Origin of the sequence: Streptomyces paludis, from assembly GCF_003344965.1 — a bacterium.
GTDB lineage: Bacteria > Actinomycetota > Actinomycetes > Streptomycetales > Streptomycetaceae > Streptomyces > Streptomyces paludis.
The window spans coordinates 3,277,660-3,293,126 of record NZ_CP031194.1 but is presented as its reverse complement, the minus strand read 5'-3'; the positions used below and the strand labels follow the sequence as shown (position 1 = coordinate 3,293,126).

General features: G+C 71.4%; 16 protein-coding genes. 7 read left to right on the top strand and 9 right to left on the bottom strand.

Translation table 11 applies throughout. The features are described from left to right. Positions 1-24: 24 nt before the first annotated feature. Positions 25-771 carry a TioE family transcriptional regulator gene (locus tag DVK44_RS14445; protein ID WP_114660051.1) on the bottom strand — a complete coding sequence of 249 codons (747 nt, stop codon included), beginning with the start codon at positions 769-771 and terminating at the stop codon, positions 25-27. Between the two features lie 58 nt (positions 772-829). Here DVK44_RS14445 and DVK44_RS14440 point away from each other — a divergent pair, with 58 nt between their 5' ends. The 6 genes from DVK44_RS14440 to DVK44_RS14415 all read left to right on the top strand — a co-directional run bounded on the left by DVK44_RS14440 (position 830) and on the right by DVK44_RS14415 (position 5,522). Further along, positions 830-2,149, top strand: a complete 1,320-nt coding sequence (locus tag DVK44_RS14440; RefSeq protein WP_114660050.1) for an erythromycin esterase family protein — start codon at positions 830-832, stop codon at positions 2,147-2,149. Positions 2,150-2,327: 178 nt separating this feature from the next. Continuing rightward, a complete protein-coding gene (locus tag DVK44_RS14435; protein WP_228447146.1) occupies positions 2,328-2,885 on the top strand; it encodes a DUF6879 family protein in 558 nt (185 codons plus the stop codon). Between the two features lie 37 nt (positions 2,886-2,922). Next, positions 2,923-3,777, top strand: a complete 855-nt coding sequence (locus DVK44_RS14430; protein WP_114660049.1) for a helix-turn-helix domain-containing protein — start codon at positions 2,923-2,925, stop codon at positions 3,775-3,777. Between the two features lie 100 nt (positions 3,778-3,877). Further along, positions 3,878-4,120 carry a DUF397 domain-containing protein gene (locus DVK44_RS14425; RefSeq protein WP_114660048.1) on the top strand — a complete coding sequence of 81 codons (243 nt, stop codon included), beginning with the start codon at positions 3,878-3,880 and terminating at the stop codon, positions 4,118-4,120. A 3-nt stretch (positions 4,121-4,123) separates the two neighbouring features. Further along, positions 4,124-4,573, top strand: coding sequence for a hypothetical protein (locus tag DVK44_RS14420; RefSeq protein WP_114660047.1), 450 nt, complete (start codon positions 4,124-4,126; stop codon positions 4,571-4,573). A gap of 46 nt (positions 4,574-4,619) precedes the next feature. Further along, positions 4,620-5,522 (top strand): JmjC domain-containing protein, encoded by a 903-nt coding sequence (locus DVK44_RS14415; protein WP_181957457.1) that lies wholly within the window; start codon positions 4,620-4,622, stop codon positions 5,520-5,522. 9 nt (positions 5,523-5,531) lie between these two features. Here the strand turns inward: DVK44_RS14415 and DVK44_RS14410 are convergent, their stop codons facing one another. From DVK44_RS14410 to DVK44_RS14380, 7 genes are all read right to left on the bottom strand, one after another. Further along, positions 5,532-5,963, bottom strand: coding sequence for an NUDIX hydrolase (locus tag DVK44_RS14410; protein ID WP_114660046.1), 432 nt, complete (start codon positions 5,961-5,963; stop codon positions 5,532-5,534). Next, positions 5,960-7,057, bottom strand: coding sequence for a CHAD domain-containing protein (locus DVK44_RS14405; protein WP_114665126.1), 1,098 nt, complete (start codon positions 7,055-7,057; stop codon positions 5,960-5,962). The genes DVK44_RS14410 and DVK44_RS14405 overlap by 4 nt, the downstream gene beginning before the upstream one ends. Before the next feature lie 13 nt (positions 7,058-7,070). Further along, positions 7,071-9,395: an RNA degradosome polyphosphate kinase gene (locus DVK44_RS14400; RefSeq protein WP_114660045.1), complete on the bottom strand. Its 2,325-nt coding sequence runs from the start codon at positions 9,393-9,395 to the stop codon at positions 7,071-7,073. Between the two features lie 324 nt (positions 9,396-9,719). After that, positions 9,720-10,643 (bottom strand): ABC-2 transporter permease, encoded by a 924-nt coding sequence (locus DVK44_RS14395; RefSeq protein ID WP_114660044.1) that lies wholly within the window; start codon positions 10,641-10,643, stop codon positions 9,720-9,722. Beyond that, positions 10,640-11,659 carry an ABC transporter ATP-binding protein gene (locus DVK44_RS14390; protein WP_114660043.1) on the bottom strand — a complete coding sequence of 340 codons (1,020 nt, stop codon included), beginning with the start codon at positions 11,657-11,659 and terminating at the stop codon, positions 10,640-10,642. The genes DVK44_RS14395 and DVK44_RS14390 overlap by 4 nt, the downstream gene beginning before the upstream one ends. Continuing rightward, complete coding sequence (locus DVK44_RS14385; RefSeq protein ID WP_114660042.1) at positions 11,656-12,099, bottom strand: GntR family transcriptional regulator; 444 nt, start codon at positions 12,097-12,099, stop codon at positions 11,656-11,658. Before DVK44_RS14385 ends, DVK44_RS14390 begins: the two co-directional genes overlap by 4 nt. A 101-nt stretch (positions 12,100-12,200) precedes the next feature. Then, entirely contained in the window at positions 12,201-13,121 is a 921-nt protein-coding gene (locus DVK44_RS14380; protein WP_114665125.1) for a LysR family transcriptional regulator ArgP, read from the bottom strand. An 86-nt stretch (positions 13,122-13,207) separates the two neighbouring features. Between DVK44_RS14380 and DVK44_RS14375 the strand changes: the two genes are divergently transcribed. Then, on the top strand, positions 13,208-13,822 hold the full coding sequence (locus tag DVK44_RS14375) for a LysE/ArgO family amino acid transporter (RefSeq protein WP_114660041.1): 615 nt from the start codon (positions 13,208-13,210) through the stop codon (positions 13,820-13,822). Positions 13,823-13,855: 33 nt separating this feature from the next. Here the strand turns inward: DVK44_RS14375 and mshD are convergent, their stop codons facing one another. Further along, entirely contained in the window at positions 13,856-14,809 is a 954-nt protein-coding gene (gene mshD, locus DVK44_RS14370; protein ID WP_114660040.1) for a mycothiol synthase, read from the bottom strand. Between the last annotated feature and the right edge of the window lie 658 nt (positions 14,810-15,467).

Below are 15,467 nucleotides of genomic sequence, written 5' to 3'. Positions count from 1 at the left end.
GCCCTGTCCGTCTCCGCTATCCGCTTATCCGCTCTGTTCGCGCGCGCGGAGGTACGTGTCCAGCTCCGCGGCGCCGGTCAGCAGCGCGCGGGCGCGGGTGGACAGGCGGGCGTGCCAGTCGTGCAGCGTGGCTTCCAGCGGCTCCAGGCCACCGGCGGCCCGTATCTGGGTGATCAGCGGCACGATCTGCTCCAGCAGGTAGCCGCCGCGCCGGAGTTGGTGGGCCAGCCGGGCGTCCCGTACATCGGCCTCGTCGTAGACGCGGTAGCCGGTGAGCGGGTCGCGGCGGGGGTGCATCAGCCCGGCGCGCTCCCATTTGCGGAGCGTCGCGGGCCGGATGCCGAGCTTCTCCGCGAGCGGGCCGATGAAGGTGGCGCCGCCGGGGGTCGCGGTGTGGGGCCCGGGTGCCGTTGCCGGCGGCAGGTCGCGGAGGGCGTTCTCGACGGCCCGGAGGGTCCGGCGGTCGTCGAGGAGCTGGGCGTGGGTCTCGTCGATGAGGCGGAACGCCTCCTCGGGCGCGCCCTCGTTCACCGCCCGCATGACCGCCGTCGCCGTCGCGTGGCCGTGGCCGGGTACGAGGGCGAGGAACGCGGCCAGGGCCTGTGCGTGCAGCGGGGTGTAGGCGCGGTATCCGTGGGGGGTGCGGTCGGCGGCCGGGAGGATGCCGGCGTCCTCGTAGTTCCGTACGGCCTGGGTGGAGAGCCCGTGGCCGCGCGCGAGGTCGACCGGCCGGAGTCTGATCCGTTCACCGCTTTGAAGGTTGTGTGCCACAGCCCTTGCCGTATCGTGGAAAAGTTTCAACCGAGGGTTCAACGATACCGTTGAAGGCATGGCAACTGACATCAAGGACACCATCCATGCCGTCGACGCCTCCGCCGTCATGAAGCTGCTCCCGTCCCGGCCGGGGCTGCTCGCCCTCGGCGAGCCCACCCATGGCGAGGAGACCCTGCTCGGCCTGCGCAACGAGCTGTTCCGGCAGCTCGTAGAGGAGGAGGGATACCGGACGATCGCGATCGAGAGCGACTGCCTGCGGGGCCTGCTCGTGGACGACTACGTCACCTCGGGCGAGGGTGAGGGCGAGGGTGAGGGCGAGGGTGAGGGCGAGGGCTCGGGCTCGGGCGAGGGCGAGGGCGAGGGTGAGGGTGAGGGCTCGGGCGAGGGCACGCGCACTCTGGACGAGGACGAGGTCATGGAGCGCGGCTTCAGCCACGGCTGGGGCGCCCACGAGGGCAACCGCGCACTCGTGCGCTGGATACGTACGTACAACGACGGCCGGCCCGCGCCGGAGCGGCTCCGCTTCGCCGGTTTCGACGGCCCGCTGGAGATCACCGCCGCCGAGAGCCCGCGCCGGGCCCTCACCGCGCTCCACGGCTACCTCGCGCAGTGGGTGGACGCGGACCTGCTCCCCTTCCCCGCGGGGACGCTCGACCGTCTGCTCGGCGCGGACGGCGCGGCCGACGACCGGTGGACCGATCCCGCCGCGATGATGGACCCGGCTGGCTCCGTGGGGCGGTCGGCCGAGGCCGGGGAGCTGCGGCTGCTCGCCGACGACCTGGTGACGCTGCTCGACACCCAGACCCCGCACCTGATCGCGGCGACCTCGCGCGACGCCTGGCACCGGGCGCGCCTGTACGGACGTACCGCCATCGGTCTGCTGCGCTACCACCACGCGATGGCCGACCCCTCCCCGTCCCGTATGGCGCGGCTGTGCGCACTGCGGGACCGGATGATGGCCGACAACCTCCTCGCCCTCGCCGCCCGCGGCCCGGCGCTCGTCCACGGCCACAACTCCCATTTCCAGCGGGAGAAGAGCGCGATGGGGATGTGGCAGGGCCCGGTGGAGTGGTGGAGCGCCGGCGCGCTCGCGAGCGCCCACCTGGGCGAGGAGTACGCCTTCCTGGCCACGGCCCTCGGCACGATCCGGCACCAGGGAGTCGACACCCCGCCGCCGGACACCATCGAGGGACTCCTGTACGAACTCCCGCCGGACCGCGGCATCATCGACGCCCGCCGCCTGGCCACCACCCTCGGCAACACCCTCCCGCCCGCCGCCCGCGTATCCCCCTGGTTCGGCTACGCCCCGCTCGACCCGGCCCACTTGGCGGGCAGCGACGGCATCGTGTACGTCAAGGACACCGCGCCGAGCTGAAGCCGCCGGCGTTCTGCGGTGCTACGGCGTGAGCGCCCCGTCGCCTCGGGTGCCGCCGAGGGGGAGGTCTGCGTAACGTGAATGGGTGCAAGTTTGTGCAAGTCTCTTTATTGGGGGGTGCGTTCGGCGCAGAGTGGGACGCATTGGGCGTCCGACGCACGCGACACTGGAGGTCATCATGACCTTGCACCTGAGAGCGCTCGACGAGGGGAGACTGTCGCATTTGGACCTGCCCGGCCACGAGACCGTCGTGGAAATCCCCACGTACATGGCGCAGTTCTTTCCGGAGGTCAGCGATGGCGGCGGAACCGGCACCTGGCAGCAGGACCCGAGCAGCGTCTCCGCCACCGGGGATCCGGGCCAGCGGCCCTGGCTGGAGTTGATGCGGGAGATCACCGGGCGGGGGGTTGAGGTGCGCCGGGCTCGGATCGTTTCGGAGCCGATCAGTGAGTACATCCGGTTCGAGCACCATCTGACGGCCGGCAATGCGGCGGGCGGCGAGCAGGTTCGGTGGCTTCCCCGGCGCAGGGCTTCCGACCTCGCCCTTCCCGGCAATGATTTCTGGCTGCTCGACGGCAGTCTGGTGGTCTTCCTCCACTTCACCGGGGAAGGCGAGTTGTCCCCGCAGGGGGACGAGGAGCGTACGGCCGAACCGGCCGTTGTGCGCCTGTGCGCGGCTGCCTTCGAAGCGGTCTGGGAGCGGGCGGTTCCGCACGAGGAGTACGAGCCGTTCTGAACGTTCCGTACCGACAAGAAGGACAGGCGTAGCGACCATGGCCCAGTCGTCGTCGCCGTCCAATGTGCAGAGAGCCAAGGAGGCTCTCGGATCGCGCCTGCGCGAGATCCGGCAGGACTCCGGCATGACAGCGCGCGCTCTGGCGGCGGCGGCCGGGTGGCACGAGTCCAAGACCTCGCGTATCGAGAACGGCAGGACTCTGCCCTCCGACGCCGACATTCGCGTCTGGACCAGGCTGTGCCGGGCGGAGGAGTGGAACGCCGACCTCATCGCCACGGCCCGGGGCATAGAGGGCATGTACGTCGAGTGGCGGCGGTTGGAGCGGGGCGGGCTGAAACGGGTGCAGGAGTCGGTACGACCCCTCTTCGAGGGAACCCTGCGCTTCCGGTTCTACCAGTCGTGGGTGGTACCCGGTCTGCTCCAGACCGCCGACTACACCCGCGCGGTACTCGCTACGGCGGTGGCGCTGAGAGGCGCTCCGGACGATGTGGACGCGGCCGTCGCGGTGCGCATGGAACGACAGCGTGTGCTCCACTCCGGACGGCAGCAGTTCGCCATGCTGGTGGAGGAGTGGGTCCTTCGCACCGTGATCGGTGATTCCCGTGTGATGGCCGGGCAGCTCGACCACCTCATCGCGGTGGCGTCCCTTCCCGCCGTGAGTCTCGGAGTCATTCCCATGGGGATCGAGCGCGGCGACGCCTGGCCGACCGAGTCCTTCTGCGTCTTCGACGACGCTCGGGTCACCGTCGAGCTGGTGTCCGCGAGCCTCACCGTGACGCAGCCGCGTGAAGTCACCGAGTATGTACGTACGTTCAAGGAATTGTCCGGTGCCGCGGTGTACGGAGCGGCTGCCCGTGATCTGATCACCGCGGCGATCGACGCGCTCGGGTGAATCCACGCAAGTCCGTAGAAGTTCCTTGAGGCCCACGGTGCCGCGGACCGATGCTCCAGTCATCGGATCCCGTACACCGGACGTTTCAGGAGGACCATCCATGACCGGTCTCTACAGCCTCCCCACGGAGGAAGCCGCGTTCGAAAGCTTCTGCGGCGGCAACCTCGGCGGAGAGCACGAATCGTGCGTCGAGATCGCCGTCATCCCCCGTACCGGCACGGCGTCCTCGTACATCCTCCGGGACAGCAAGCCCGAGGGCGCCGGCCGTGAACTGCGCTTCACGGTGGCGGAGTTGAACGCCTTCGCCGTCGGATGGGTCAAGCGGCACGGCCTGGCGGTCTGACCGATGAGCTGGTCAGGACACTGGCACGGGTTCGGCCCGTGGAGCGGCGGCAGGGACGCGTACGGGCAGGAGATGCTTCGCCGTCCGGGGGCATTCCCGTCGGACGAGCAGACCCGGGTGTTTCTCGCCTCGACCCTGCCGCCCATGCAGACGGGGCACTGGCTGCTGCGTCGCGACCAGACCGCGGCCCATCTGACCTGGACGGACGTCGCTGATGCGGTGGACTGGCTGAAGAAGACCCACGGCGCGCATCAGCCCGCCGACCGTGCGGACGGCAGGCAGGCGTACGTCGGCCTCGACACGAAGGCCGCATACGCGGAGGACGACCTGCCACGCGGGAACGATGTCGTGTGGGTCCACTACACCAAGTCGTCGAACCTGGTGTCGTTCGCGGTGGTGTGCTGTCCCCACCGCTTCCACCCGGGGATTCCGTGCCCGCTTTCGCCGGCCTGACCACCTTCCGGTCCTTCTCGTTCTCGTCGCTCATGAAGAGGTCGCCATGTCGCTCAGCCTGCTGCTTCCCGAGGACGGCGTCGCCGATCTTCTGGCTCACTGGCCACAGGAGCCTCGCGTGTACGAACGGGGTGCCACGGAGTTGGACAGCACCATCACCTCGGTGGTCCTTGACGACTACATCGACAGCGGGTGCGTCCCCGCGGGTGAGATCGCCGTGGTGAAAGCGCCCGGTCCGTCGTTGAGCCGGGAAGCATTTATGACGTACGGACGTACGGACCCGGCGAAGCTGCGCAAGCTCTACGCCGGGGGCCACACCATCAGGCTGGGGAATATGCAGCGTGTCATTCCGTTCCTGGCAGGGGTTTCCCGGGACATTCAGCGAGAGACGGGGTACTCCAACTACATCCACGCCTTCATGACCCCGCCCGGCAATCAGGGCCTGCGTCACCACTGGGACCAGCAGATGGCCGTGATCGCGCAGATCTCGGGCGTCAAACGGTGGCAGCTGTGGCGCCCGGCCGTGGAAGCGCCGATGCGGGAGTACAACGAGAGCTGGCGGGTGTGGCGGGAGGACTTCATTCCGGGATGGGACGCCGCCGGTCCGGAGGTTGAGGTCGATCTACGGCCGGGGCAGTCGCTCCTGTTGCCGAGGGGCTGGGTTCATAATCCGTACGTGGCCGACCCCGGCACGCCCAGTGTCCACCTGACCTTCGCCATCCGGGAACGTACCCCGCTGTGGCTGGCCGAGAAGCTGATCGCGGGGGCGATCGAGGAGCCGGCTTTCCGGCGCGTCGTTCCGCCGGGTGACATCGGCGGTGCGGTGCTGGCCGAGCGGGTGAGGGAGACCCGGGACGCGCTTGTGCGGTATCTCGCCGGTCTGGACACGGACGGCGTCGCCGTGGCCGTGCGGCGGGCGGCCATGACGGAGTTGGAGTACTCGACCTGAGCCGCCGGGCTACTCCGTCGTGTGCAGTGAGGTCAGGAGTGCGTCGATCAGGAGGCGGTCTCTGGGTTGGGTGAGGCGGGTGCGGGCCTCGGGTGGGGGGAGCCAGAGGAGGCGGTCCACCTCGGCGTTGGGGGTGAAGGTGCCGGTGGTGGCCTCGGCGGCCCAGTAGGTGACTTCCTTGGGGCGGCCCTGGGCCTCGTAGTGGATGGTGTCGAGGCGGGGGCCCGGGGTGCAGTGGTGGCCGGTTTCCTCCAGGACTTCGCGCAGGGCGGCGGTCAGGGGGGACTCGGCGTGCTTGAGCTTGCCCTTGGGGTGGGACCAGTCGTCGTACTTGGGGCGGTGGACCAGGCAGATGTGCGGGCCGGGGGTGCCGGCCGGGGTGCGGCGCCACAGGACGCAGCCCGCCGCTCGTACGGGCGTGGAGTCGGGGAGGGGGGTCATCTTGTTGTCACCGTCGCCTTCTGCCACACCTGCTGGAACGCGAAGCGTGCCGCCTCGACCTCGTGGCGCTGGTCCGCGTGCAGGACGCCCAGCGCGTACGCCGTCGCCGGGGCGATCCTCGGTGTGCGGGCCGCGTTCGCGGCGGCCGCCGCGGCTTCGGCGGCGTCGCGGTGGTGGTCCAGGGTCCGGCCCGCGGCGATCGGTGCCGGGTCGGGGAGGCTGCCCGCGGACCGTACCTCCTCGGCGTAGCGGTGCAGCCGCAGCAGATGCCGCACCTGGTGCCACGGCGCGTCCTGCGCCTCGCCCGCCGCCGCCGCGGCCAGGCCGTGGATCAGGGCGTCGGCGTTGTACGGGTGCGCGGCGCGGGCCAGCGGCAGGGTGGTCACCGCCTCCCGCAGCCTGCGCTCGGCCGCCTCGGCGGGACCGGCCAGCACCTCACCGGCCGGAGCCTCGGCCGCCGCGGTCAGCGGCACCTCCGACGCCAGTACGGCCACCGCGTCGGCCACCGCGTGGAAACGCGACGACCCCAGCGCCTGGAGCGTCGCCGAGTGCGCGCGCGTCCGGGCCAGGGTCAGCTGGCGCTCCAGCAGGGCCGCCGCCCGGGACGCGCCCATCGTGAGCGTCCGGTCGGGGCCGGCGGCCGGGGGGTTCGGGGCGGCGGCCGTACCTGTGGGGGTCGGCGCTCCCGTGGTGCGTGGCTGCGGAACCGCTCCTGACAGTCTCGCCAGCGCCCCCAGCAGCCGGCTCGCCCGCGCCGCGCACGCGTGCTCCTGCGCGAGCGTGCCCGACAGCCACATCAGCTCCGTACGGAACTGGTCGGCCCAGCCGGCGTCCAGCAGCGGCCGGTACGTGTGCAGCGTGCCGCCGATCCGGCGCGCCGCGCCCCGCAGCGAGCGGGCCGCCTCCGCCGCCGCCTCCGTGTCCGCGCCGCTCTCGCCGTACAGCCGCAGCCCGCGCAGGAAGTCGCCCGCGCGGCCGTGGAGGTAGTCCGCCAGCACCTCACCGCCCGACAGCACGGCGGCGTTCGCCCGCAGGTCCGCCCGCAGGTCCGCCGGGTGCACCGGGTCCGCCGGGAGCGCCGTGGCCCCCCGCATCAGAGGGTCCGCTTCATGGTGCCGCACGCCTTCGCCTCCGGGCGTCAATGAGCATTTCCTGTACGTGCCGCAGCGGCTGGCCCTCGGCATCCGTGGAGTGCCGCGTCCAGTTCCCGTCCGCGCCCAGGTGCCAGGAGGACGTCGAGTCGGACATCCCGGTCTCCAGCAGCCGGGTGATGGCCGCCCGGTGCGCCGGGTCGGTGATCCGGACCAGCGCCTCGATCCGGCGGTCGAGATTGCGGTGCATCATGTCGGCGCTGCCGAGCCAGACCTCCGGCTCGCCGCCGTTGCCGAACGCGAAGATCCGGGAGTGCTCCAGGAAGCGCCCCAGTATCGAACGCACCCGGATGTTCTCGGAGAGGCCGGCCACCCCGGGCCGTACCGCGCAGATCCCGCGCACCCAGATGTCCACCGGCACCCCCGCCTGCGCGGCCCGGTAGCAGGCGTCGATGACCGCCTCGTCGACCAGCGAGTTGACCTTGATACGGACATACGCGGGCCGCCCGGCGCGCTGGTGCGCCGCCTCCTTGTTGATACGGGAGACAAGCCCGTCGCGCAGCGACTTCGGGGCGACCAGCAGCCGACGGTAGGTCTCCCGGCGCGAGTAGCCCGAGAGCCGGTTGAAGAGGTCGGAGAGGTCCGCGCCCACCTGCGGGTCCGCCGTGAGCAGCCCGAGGTCCTCGTAGAGCCGCGCGGTCTTCGGGTGGTAGTTGCCCGTCCCGACGTGCGAGTAGCGGCGCAGGGTCTCGCCCTCCTGCCGTACCACCAGCGACAGCTTGCAGTGCGTCTTCAGCCCGACCAGGCCGTACACCACATGGCAGCCGGCCTCCTCCAGCTTCCGCGCCCACTTGATGTTCGCCTGCTCGTCGAAGCGGGCCTTGATCTCGACGAGGACCAGCACCTGCTTGCCGGACTCGGCCGCGTCGATCAGCGCGTCCACTATCGGCGAGTCGCCCGAGGTGCGGTACAGCGTCTGCTTGATGGCGAGGACGTCCGGGTCGCTCGCGGCCTGCTCCAGGAACGCCTGGACGGACGTCGAGAACGAGTCGTACGGGTGGTGCAGCAGCACATCGCGCTCGCGCAGCGCGGCGAAGATGTCCGGCGCCGACGCCGACTCCACCTCGGCGAGATCGCGGTGCGTGCCCGCTATGAACTTCGGGAACTTCAGCTCCGGCCGGTCCAGCGCCGAGATCCCGAAGAGCGCCGTCAGATCGAGCGGCCCCGGCAGCGGATAGACCTCCGCGTCGGACACCTTCAGCTCGCGGACCAGCAGGTCGAGCACGTACGGATCGATCGACTCCTCGACCTCCAGCCGCACCGGCGGCCCGAAGCGGCGCCGCATCAGCTCCTTCTCCAGCGCCTTGAGGAGGTTCTCGGCGTCGTCCTCCTCGACCTCCAGGTCCTCGTTGCGCGTGACCCGGAACATGTGGTGCGCCAGCACCTCCATCCCCGGGAACAGCTCCTCCAGATGCGCCGCTATCACGTCTTCGAGCGGTACGTACCGCTGCGGCGACGCTTCGAGGAAGCGGGAGAGCAGCGGCGGCACCTTGACGCGCGCGAAGTGGCGGTGGCCGCTGACCGGGTTCCGTACGACGACGGCCAGGTTGAGGGAGAGCCCGGAGATGTACGGGAAGGGGTGCGCCGGGTCGACGGCGAGCGGGGTGAGGACCGGGAAGATCTGCTGGCGGAAGAGCGTGAAGAGGCGCGCCTGCTCCTTCTCGGTCAGCTCGGGCCAGCGGATGATGTGGACGCCCTCGTCGGCCAGCGCGGGCGCGATGTCCTGCTGGTAGCAGGCGGCGTGCCGGGCCATGAGTTCGCGCGAGCGGGTCCAGATCAGGTCCAGCACCTCGCGCGGCTGGAGCCCGGACGCGGAGCGGGTGGCGACGCCGGTGGCGATACGGCGCTTGAGTCCGGCGACCCTGACCATGAAGAACTCGTCCAGGTTGGACGCGAAGATGGCGAGGAAGTTCGCGCGTTCGAGCAGCGGGGTCGCCGGGTCCTCGGCCAGCTCCAGGACGCGCTCGTTGAAGGCGAGCCAGCTGCGCTCCCGGTCCAGGAAACGGCCCTGGGGCAGCTCCGTGCCGTCGGGGTGGGCGGCGTGGGCGCTCTCCTCGTACGCGTCGAGGTCGTCGAGGTCGGAGTCGAGGTCCGGTTCGAGGTCGCCCGCGGAACCGGTGGTGGCGACCGTGTGGGGGCGGTGCGCGGCCAGGAAGCCTACGGAGGGCTGCGGGGGCTGCGAGGGCTGCGCGGCCTGGTTGTGCTGGTGCTGGTGGGACTGGTGGTTCTGCTGAGACTGCTGCGACTGCTGGACCGGTACCTCGGCGGGCTGCTGGCTCATGTCCCCATTGTTCCGCGCGGAGGGCATGACAGGCGCGTCGGAGAGCGCCGGGGTGAGGTGGATCCTGCCGTTCCTCGGGGTGGGGGGCACAGCGGGCTGCATTCAGCGAGGGTCGCAAGCGCTTCTGAATGGCCGGTAACGGCGACATGACGTGTAGGGAAGCGGGACGGGGACCGGCGGGGGCGGATACGGGGGCGGCATGGGGCCGGACGGGGGCGCCAAGGGGCGGTCCGGGGGCGGTCCGGGGGCGCTGAAGGGTGGTACGGGGGCTCGGGTGAGCCCTCGTACCACCCCGTACACCCCGTACAGGTATGGATACGGCGGTTACGCGTGCAGCCTGCGCAGCGCCCGGAACGCTCCGTAGGCCGCCAGCGCCGCCAGGGCCAGCAGGATGCCGGTCTCGATGAACTGGAGCGGCCAGAAGTGCGATGCCGGATGGTAGTCCACCAGCGTGCCGGTGGTTCCGGGCGAGTAGAAGGTGTCGGGCTTGTCCGGCATGGGTACGTCGTTCCAGCTGACCACCCAGCTGTTCTCCGGCACCTGCTCGTCGGCCGCCGTTTGCAGGGTCGGCATCAGCAGGCCCCGCAGCTTGATCCCGAAGGCGAGGAAGACCGTCACCACCGCGGCGGAGGTCACCGCCATCGCCGCGACGGTCCCGCGGATCAGCACTGCCACGAGCGCGCCGACCGCGATGGCGAGAAGCACGTACCCCATCAGGACGGGGCCGAGGCCGTAGTAGTAGAAGTCGTCGTACCAGTAGCCCCGGTAGACGTGGTGCGGACCTTGCGCCCAGGCCACGCGGAAGAGCACGGTGAACAGGGCCGTGAGCAGCACCGTCCACGCCGTCGGCAGGGCGAGCCGTGACAGCAGCCAGCGGGCGGGGGAGACCGACTGGGTCCAGGCGAGCCGGTACGTACCGTGCTCCAGCTCCCGGGCGATCACCGGGCCCGCGACGAACGAGCCGACGACCGCGGGCAGGATCGGCAGCGTCAGATCGACATACCGGAGCCACTCGTCGAAGTGGCGCTCGATGTTCGAGTAGTCCCGGGACGGCTGGGCGCAGGCTCCCGAGTCCCCGTTGAGGGGGCACCCGGTGGCGGTGAAGTCGGTGTACGCGGCGGCCGTGCGCCACCACATGTAGAGCGTCACGCCCGTCACCAGTACCAGGAACACCAGCGCCATCCACAGCGCCCGGCGGTGCAGCCGCCCGGTCACCCAGTGCGGGCCGCGCAGGGTCAGCGCGCTCATGCCGTCGCCTCCGTCTTCTTCGTCGTGCCGTCCGTTGTGCCGGTGGTCGTCGTGCCGGTGGTGGTCCCTGTTGTTTTCGTACGGGTGGCCGAGGCGGACGGGGTGAGCAGTACCGGCGCCTCCGGTGAGCGCAGATACGCGAGCAGCAGCTCCTCCAGCGACGGTTCGGCCGTCCGCCAGCGGGTGCCGGCCGGCGGGGCGTCGCCCTCCGTCCGTACGAGCGCGGTCAGCGACCGTCCCGTCGTACGGGACTCGACCACCGTGCGCGACGCCAGCGCGGCGGCCTCGCTCGCCGGGCCCGTGAGGAGGGTGTGCGCGGTGAGCAGGTCCTCGGTCTCGCCGCCGAGCCGTACCCGGCCGCCGTCCACCAGCAGCAGGTAGTCACAGGTCTCGGCGACCTCGGCGAGGATGTGCGAGGAGATCACGACGGTGGTGTCCTGCTCGGCCGCCTCGGCCAGCAGCGTGCCCATCAGCTCGTGCCGGGCGAGCGGGTCGAGGTCCGCCATCGGCTCGTCCAGCAGCAGCAGTTCGGGACGCTTGGCGAGCGCGAGGGCGAGCGCGACCCGGGTGCGCTGGCCGCCGGAGAGGGCATCGACCCGCCACCCGTGGTCGAGGCCGCCGCCCGCGACGACCCGCTCGGCGAGCGCGTCGTCCCAGCGCTCGGCGTTCAGCTCGCGGCCCATCCGCAGGGTCTCCCCGACGGTCAGCCGCGGATACAGCGGCTTGTCCTGCGCCACGTACGCGATCCGGGCCCGGACGGCCGCGGGGGAGGTGGCGCCGAGGACGCCGACCGTGCCCTCGGTGGGCTTCAGCAGCCCGGCCGCGTGGGCGAGGAGGGTGGACTTGCCGGCGCCGTTGGGGCCGACGAGGGCGCAGATCCGCCCGGTGGGGATACGGAAGGAGCAGCCGCGCAGGGCCCAGTGCTCCTGGCGCCGGCGCCAGTTGACCGGGCCGGGTGGCTTTCCGTACCGCTTGCCGAGGCCCGCCGCCTCGATGGCTGTCGCTGTCGCTGTCATCTCTCTTCGTCCCCCCGGTCGGGCCTGTCGGTCCCGTTGTTGTTTCCGTTGTTGTTCGCGCTGTTGGTTGCGAAGCGCTCTTCCGTCACTGATGTGAAGAGCGCGGTCATGTCGTCCCGGTCCAGGCCCTCGGCGTGGGCGCGGTCCGCCCAGGCGGTCAGCTCCGCGCGGAGCGCGCTGTCGGCGGAGCCGCGGCCGAGGGTCCCCCGGATGAAAGTGCCCATCCCCCGCCGCCCCTCGGCCAGCCCTTCGCGTTCCAGCTCGCGGTACGCCTTGAGCACGGTGTTCGCGTTGACGGCCGTGGCTTCGACCACCTCGCGCGCGGTGGGCAGCTTGTCGCCGGGCTCCAGCAGGCCGAGCCGGAGTGCCTGCTTGGTCTGCTGCACGATCTGGAGATAGGTGGCCACCCCGTTGCGCCGGTCGATGCGGTACTCGATCACCCGCTCAACCACCTTTCACTAAGGAAGTAGTGAAAGGGTGCCGTACGGGGGTGGTGGACGTCAAGGAGTCGCTCGTTGAGTTAGAGGAGTCGCGCGTCGAGTTACCCGACTTGTTCGAGCGAGCGCGCCGCCTCCGCGGTCACCGCCCGTGCCACCAGCGCCAGCGCGGGGGAGTCGAGCCGCCACTGCTGCCAGTACAGGGGCACCTCCAGCGTGCGGCCGGGCGCGAAGCCGACCAGCGCGCCCGCGCGCAGCCGGGGTTCCGCCTGGATCCGCGGTACGAGCCCCCAGCCCAGCCCGGCCGTCACCGCCTCGGCGAATCCCTCGCTGGACGGGACGTGATGGCGCAGCGCGCTCGCGCGGGAGTGCCCGCCGCCGGTGAGTTCGCGTACGAAGAGATCCTGTAGCTCGTCGCGGCGGTCGAAGCAGACCAGGGGCGCTCGCGGCAGCAGCCGTACCACGTCGTCGCCGGACAGCCACCGCGCGGCGAACTCCGGTGCGGCGACGGGCAGATAGCGCATGCTGCCGAGTCGGCGCACCGAGCAGCCCGCCACCGGATCGGGCGAGGAGGTCACCGCCGCCATCACCTCGCCCTCGCGCAGCAGCTCCGTCGTGTGGGCCTCGTCCTCGCGGCGCAGATCGAAGTAGACGGGCGCGTCCCGCGCCGGTGCCGTGAGTGTCGTGAGCGCGGGCAGGAACCAGGTCGCCAGCGAGTCCGCGTTGACCGCGATGGACAGCCGCGGATGCTCCTCGGCGTCGTTCATCCCCAGCTCGGCGCGCGCGTCGTCCTCCAGCCGGGCGAGCTGGCGCGCGAAGCGGACCACGACCTGCCCGGACGCGGTCGGTCTGACCGGTTTGGTACGGGTCACCAGGACGCGGCCGGTGCGCTGCTCCAGCGCCTTGACGCGCTGGCTCACGGCGGAGGGCGTCACATGCAGGACGGTGGCGGCGGCGTCGAAGGTGCCCTCGTCGACCACGGCAAGCAGGGTACGGACCAGGTCGTGCGGCAGCTCGGACATCACGGAGTTCATGGCGACATTATTTCCGCTAATGGTACGTAAGAAAATTTAGCTGGCCTAAGGGGTGGATCGGTCCTTAGCGTGCCCGTATGGGAACCGCACTCACCGCCACCGCCGCCGGATTCGGCACCGGCCTCTCGCTCATCGTCGCCATCGGCGCGCAGAACGCCTTCGTCCTGCGCCAGGGCATCCGACGCGAGGCCGTCCTGCCGGTGGTGGCGATCTGCGCGCTCTCCGACGCGGTGCTGATCGTCTGCGGGGTCGCCGGCCTCGGCGTACTGGTCACCGCCTGGCCGTCGGCGCTGGTGGTGGTCCGTATCGTCGGCGCGGTCTTCCTGCTCTCGTACGGCGCGCTCGCCATCCGCCGGGCGCTGCGGCCCGCCGCCGCGCTGGACGGCGACGGCCCGACGGTACGGTCGGGCCGCCGGGCCGTGCTGACCTGCCTCGCCATGACCTGGCTGAACCCCCATGTCTACCTGGACACCGTGCTGCTGCTCGGCGCCGTCGCGGCCACGTACGGCTCGCTGCGCTGGGAGTTCGGCGCCGGCGCGGTGCTGGCCAGCCTGTGCTGGTTCGCCGCGCTCGGCTACGGGGCCCGCCTCCTGGCCGGCTTCTTCCGCCGCGCCTCCTCGTGGCGCGTGCTTGACGGCCTGGTGGCCGCGACGATGCTGGCGGGCGCGGCGGTGCTGGCGGCCGGGGCGTGAGGGGGGTGGGGGGAGATACTGCGGTCGCGGGGCTCAGGACTCCGTGCGGTACATCAGGTCCACCTCGTGCGTACGGAAACCGAGCCGCTCGTACACCGTCACCGCCGCCGTGTTGTCGGCGTCCACGTACAGCATCGCCGTCGGCAGCCCCTCCGCCGCCAGGTGCCGCAGCCCGATCGCCGTCAGCGCCTTGCCGAGTCCGCCGCCCTGCGCCTCGGGCCTGATCCCGACGACGTACACCTCGCCGAGCTGCTCCTCGGCGTGCACCTTGGTCCAGTGGAAGCCGATCAGCTCGCCGTCGCGCTCGGCCAGGAAGAAGCCCTTCGGATCGAACCAGGGCTCGGCCGTACGGTCGTCCAGGTCGCGCTGGGTGAGCGCGCCCTGCTCGGGGTGGTGGGCGAAGGCGGCGGCGTTCACCGCGAGCCAGGCGGCGTCGTCCGTGCCGGGGACGAACGTACGGATGGTGACCCCGGCGGGGAGCGTCGGCTCGTCGATGGCGGTTGTTGTCTGCGCTGCTGCCTCCGTCGGGGTCAATGGACGCCGGAGCTGGCGCAGTTCGCGGAAGAGCGTCAGCCCGAGCACCTGCGCCAGATGGCGGGCGGCGGCCTTCCCGCCGTGCGCCCACGCCCGCAGCCGCTTCCCGGACGCCGCGAGCAGCGCCGTACCCAGCGCCCGGCCGTGCCCCTGCCCCCGGCGGCCGGGGCGGACGACCAGCTCGGCGGCGGGCGCCTCGATGGGGTCGGTGTCCTCCAACTGCCCGTAACCGACGAGGTCCCCCTCGACGGTCAGCAGGAAGTGCCGCACCCCCTCCCGGTGTCCGCCGCGCAACTGAAGCCGGCCCTGCTCGGAAACGGCCTGCACGCCGTCCGAGGCGGCGGCCTCCGCGAGCAGAGCGAGTACGTCCTCCGCCTGTTCGGGGGTGAGCGCGTCAAGGATCTGGATCTGCCGGCCGGGCTCGCGGGCTGCTACGGCTGCTGCGTCAGTCATGCGTCCGAGGGTACGGCGCGCCTGGCACTGCCGCGCCGTTCGATGACGGCGTGGGTGGGGCGGGTGGGGCGGGCCCTGCGGGGTGGGCTCGCGGTGGGGTTGTCGGGTGCGGGTCAGTGCCGAGGGGTAGGGCGGGGTGGGCCGGTGGTGAGGTGCTGGGCGTTTGGTGCGGGGTGGGCCGCCCCTCCTTTTGCCAGTGTCGCGCCTCCAGGGGAGGTGTAAAGGGCGCTCCTTCGTCGCGTCGGCTACGCCGACTCCGCTGCGCTCCGCCCTTGACACCTCCCCTTCCGGCGCGTGTACGGGAGAGGGGGGCGGCCGGGGGGAGGGGGCCCAAGGGGTGGTGCCGTACTGCCACTTGGCTCAGGGGCTGGCGGGCCGGTGGGCCCTGCGGGGCACGCGGCAGAGGAATGGGGCTGCCCGGTGCGTCTCAGCGGCTGACGGCCGCCGGTTCCTCAGACACATGCCCCGCTGGTCACCGTGGTGTGGGTTGCGGGGTTACTGGGACGCGGGCGGCACCAAGTGGGCTCCTGAAGGCCGTCCATGCGTCCCGGAGTGCCGCTAACGCACCTGAGGACACATGTGCCGCCGGAGGAGCCCCCAACGGGTCGCCAAATCAGCCCATATGGGACATGCGGGCGGGAGTGGGTGACGCGGGTGA

Excerpts from the sequence above, each read along its gene's own strand:
- DVK44_RS14425 (WP_114660048.1), top strand. The coding sequence starts at position 3,878 with ATGACCGGTCTCTACAGCCTCCCCACGGAGGAAGCCGCGTTCGAAAGC.
- DVK44_RS14430 (WP_114660049.1), top strand. The coding sequence starts at position 2,923 with ATGGCCCAGTCGTCGTCGCCGTCCAATGTGCAGAGAGCCAAGGAGGCT.
- DVK44_RS14405 (WP_114665126.1), bottom strand. The coding sequence starts at position 7,057 with ATGCGGGGGGCCACGGCGCTCCCGGCGGACCCGGTGCACCCGGCGGAC.
- DVK44_RS14420 (WP_114660047.1), top strand. The coding sequence starts at position 4,124 with ATGAGCTGGTCAGGACACTGGCACGGGTTCGGCCCGTGGAGCGGCGGC.
- DVK44_RS14410 (WP_114660046.1), bottom strand. The coding sequence starts at position 5,963 with ATGACCCCCCTCCCCGACTCCACGCCCGTACGAGCGGCGGGCTGCGTC.
- DVK44_RS14375 (WP_114660041.1), top strand. The coding sequence starts at position 13,208 with ATGGGAACCGCACTCACCGCCACCGCCGCCGGATTCGGCACCGGCCTC.
- DVK44_RS14415 (WP_181957457.1), top strand. The coding sequence starts at position 4,620 with ATGTCGCTCAGCCTGCTGCTTCCCGAGGACGGCGTCGCCGATCTTCTG.
- DVK44_RS14395 (WP_114660044.1), bottom strand. The coding sequence starts at position 10,643 with ATGAGCGCGCTGACCCTGCGCGGCCCGCACTGGGTGACCGGGCGGCTG.
- DVK44_RS14400 (WP_114660045.1), bottom strand. The coding sequence starts at position 9,395 with ATGAGCCAGCAGCCCGCCGAGGTACCGGTCCAGCAGTCGCAGCAGTCT.
- DVK44_RS14440 (WP_114660050.1), top strand. The coding sequence starts at position 830 with ATGGCAACTGACATCAAGGACACCATCCATGCCGTCGACGCCTCCGCC.
- DVK44_RS14390 (WP_114660043.1), bottom strand. The coding sequence starts at position 11,659 with ATGACAGCGACAGCGACAGCCATCGAGGCGGCGGGCCTCGGCAAGCGG.
- mshD (WP_114660040.1), bottom strand. The coding sequence starts at position 14,809 with ATGACTGACGCAGCAGCCGTAGCAGCCCGCGAGCCCGGCCGGCAGATC.
- DVK44_RS14435 (WP_228447146.1), top strand. The coding sequence starts at position 2,328 with ATGACCTTGCACCTGAGAGCGCTCGACGAGGGGAGACTGTCGCATTTG.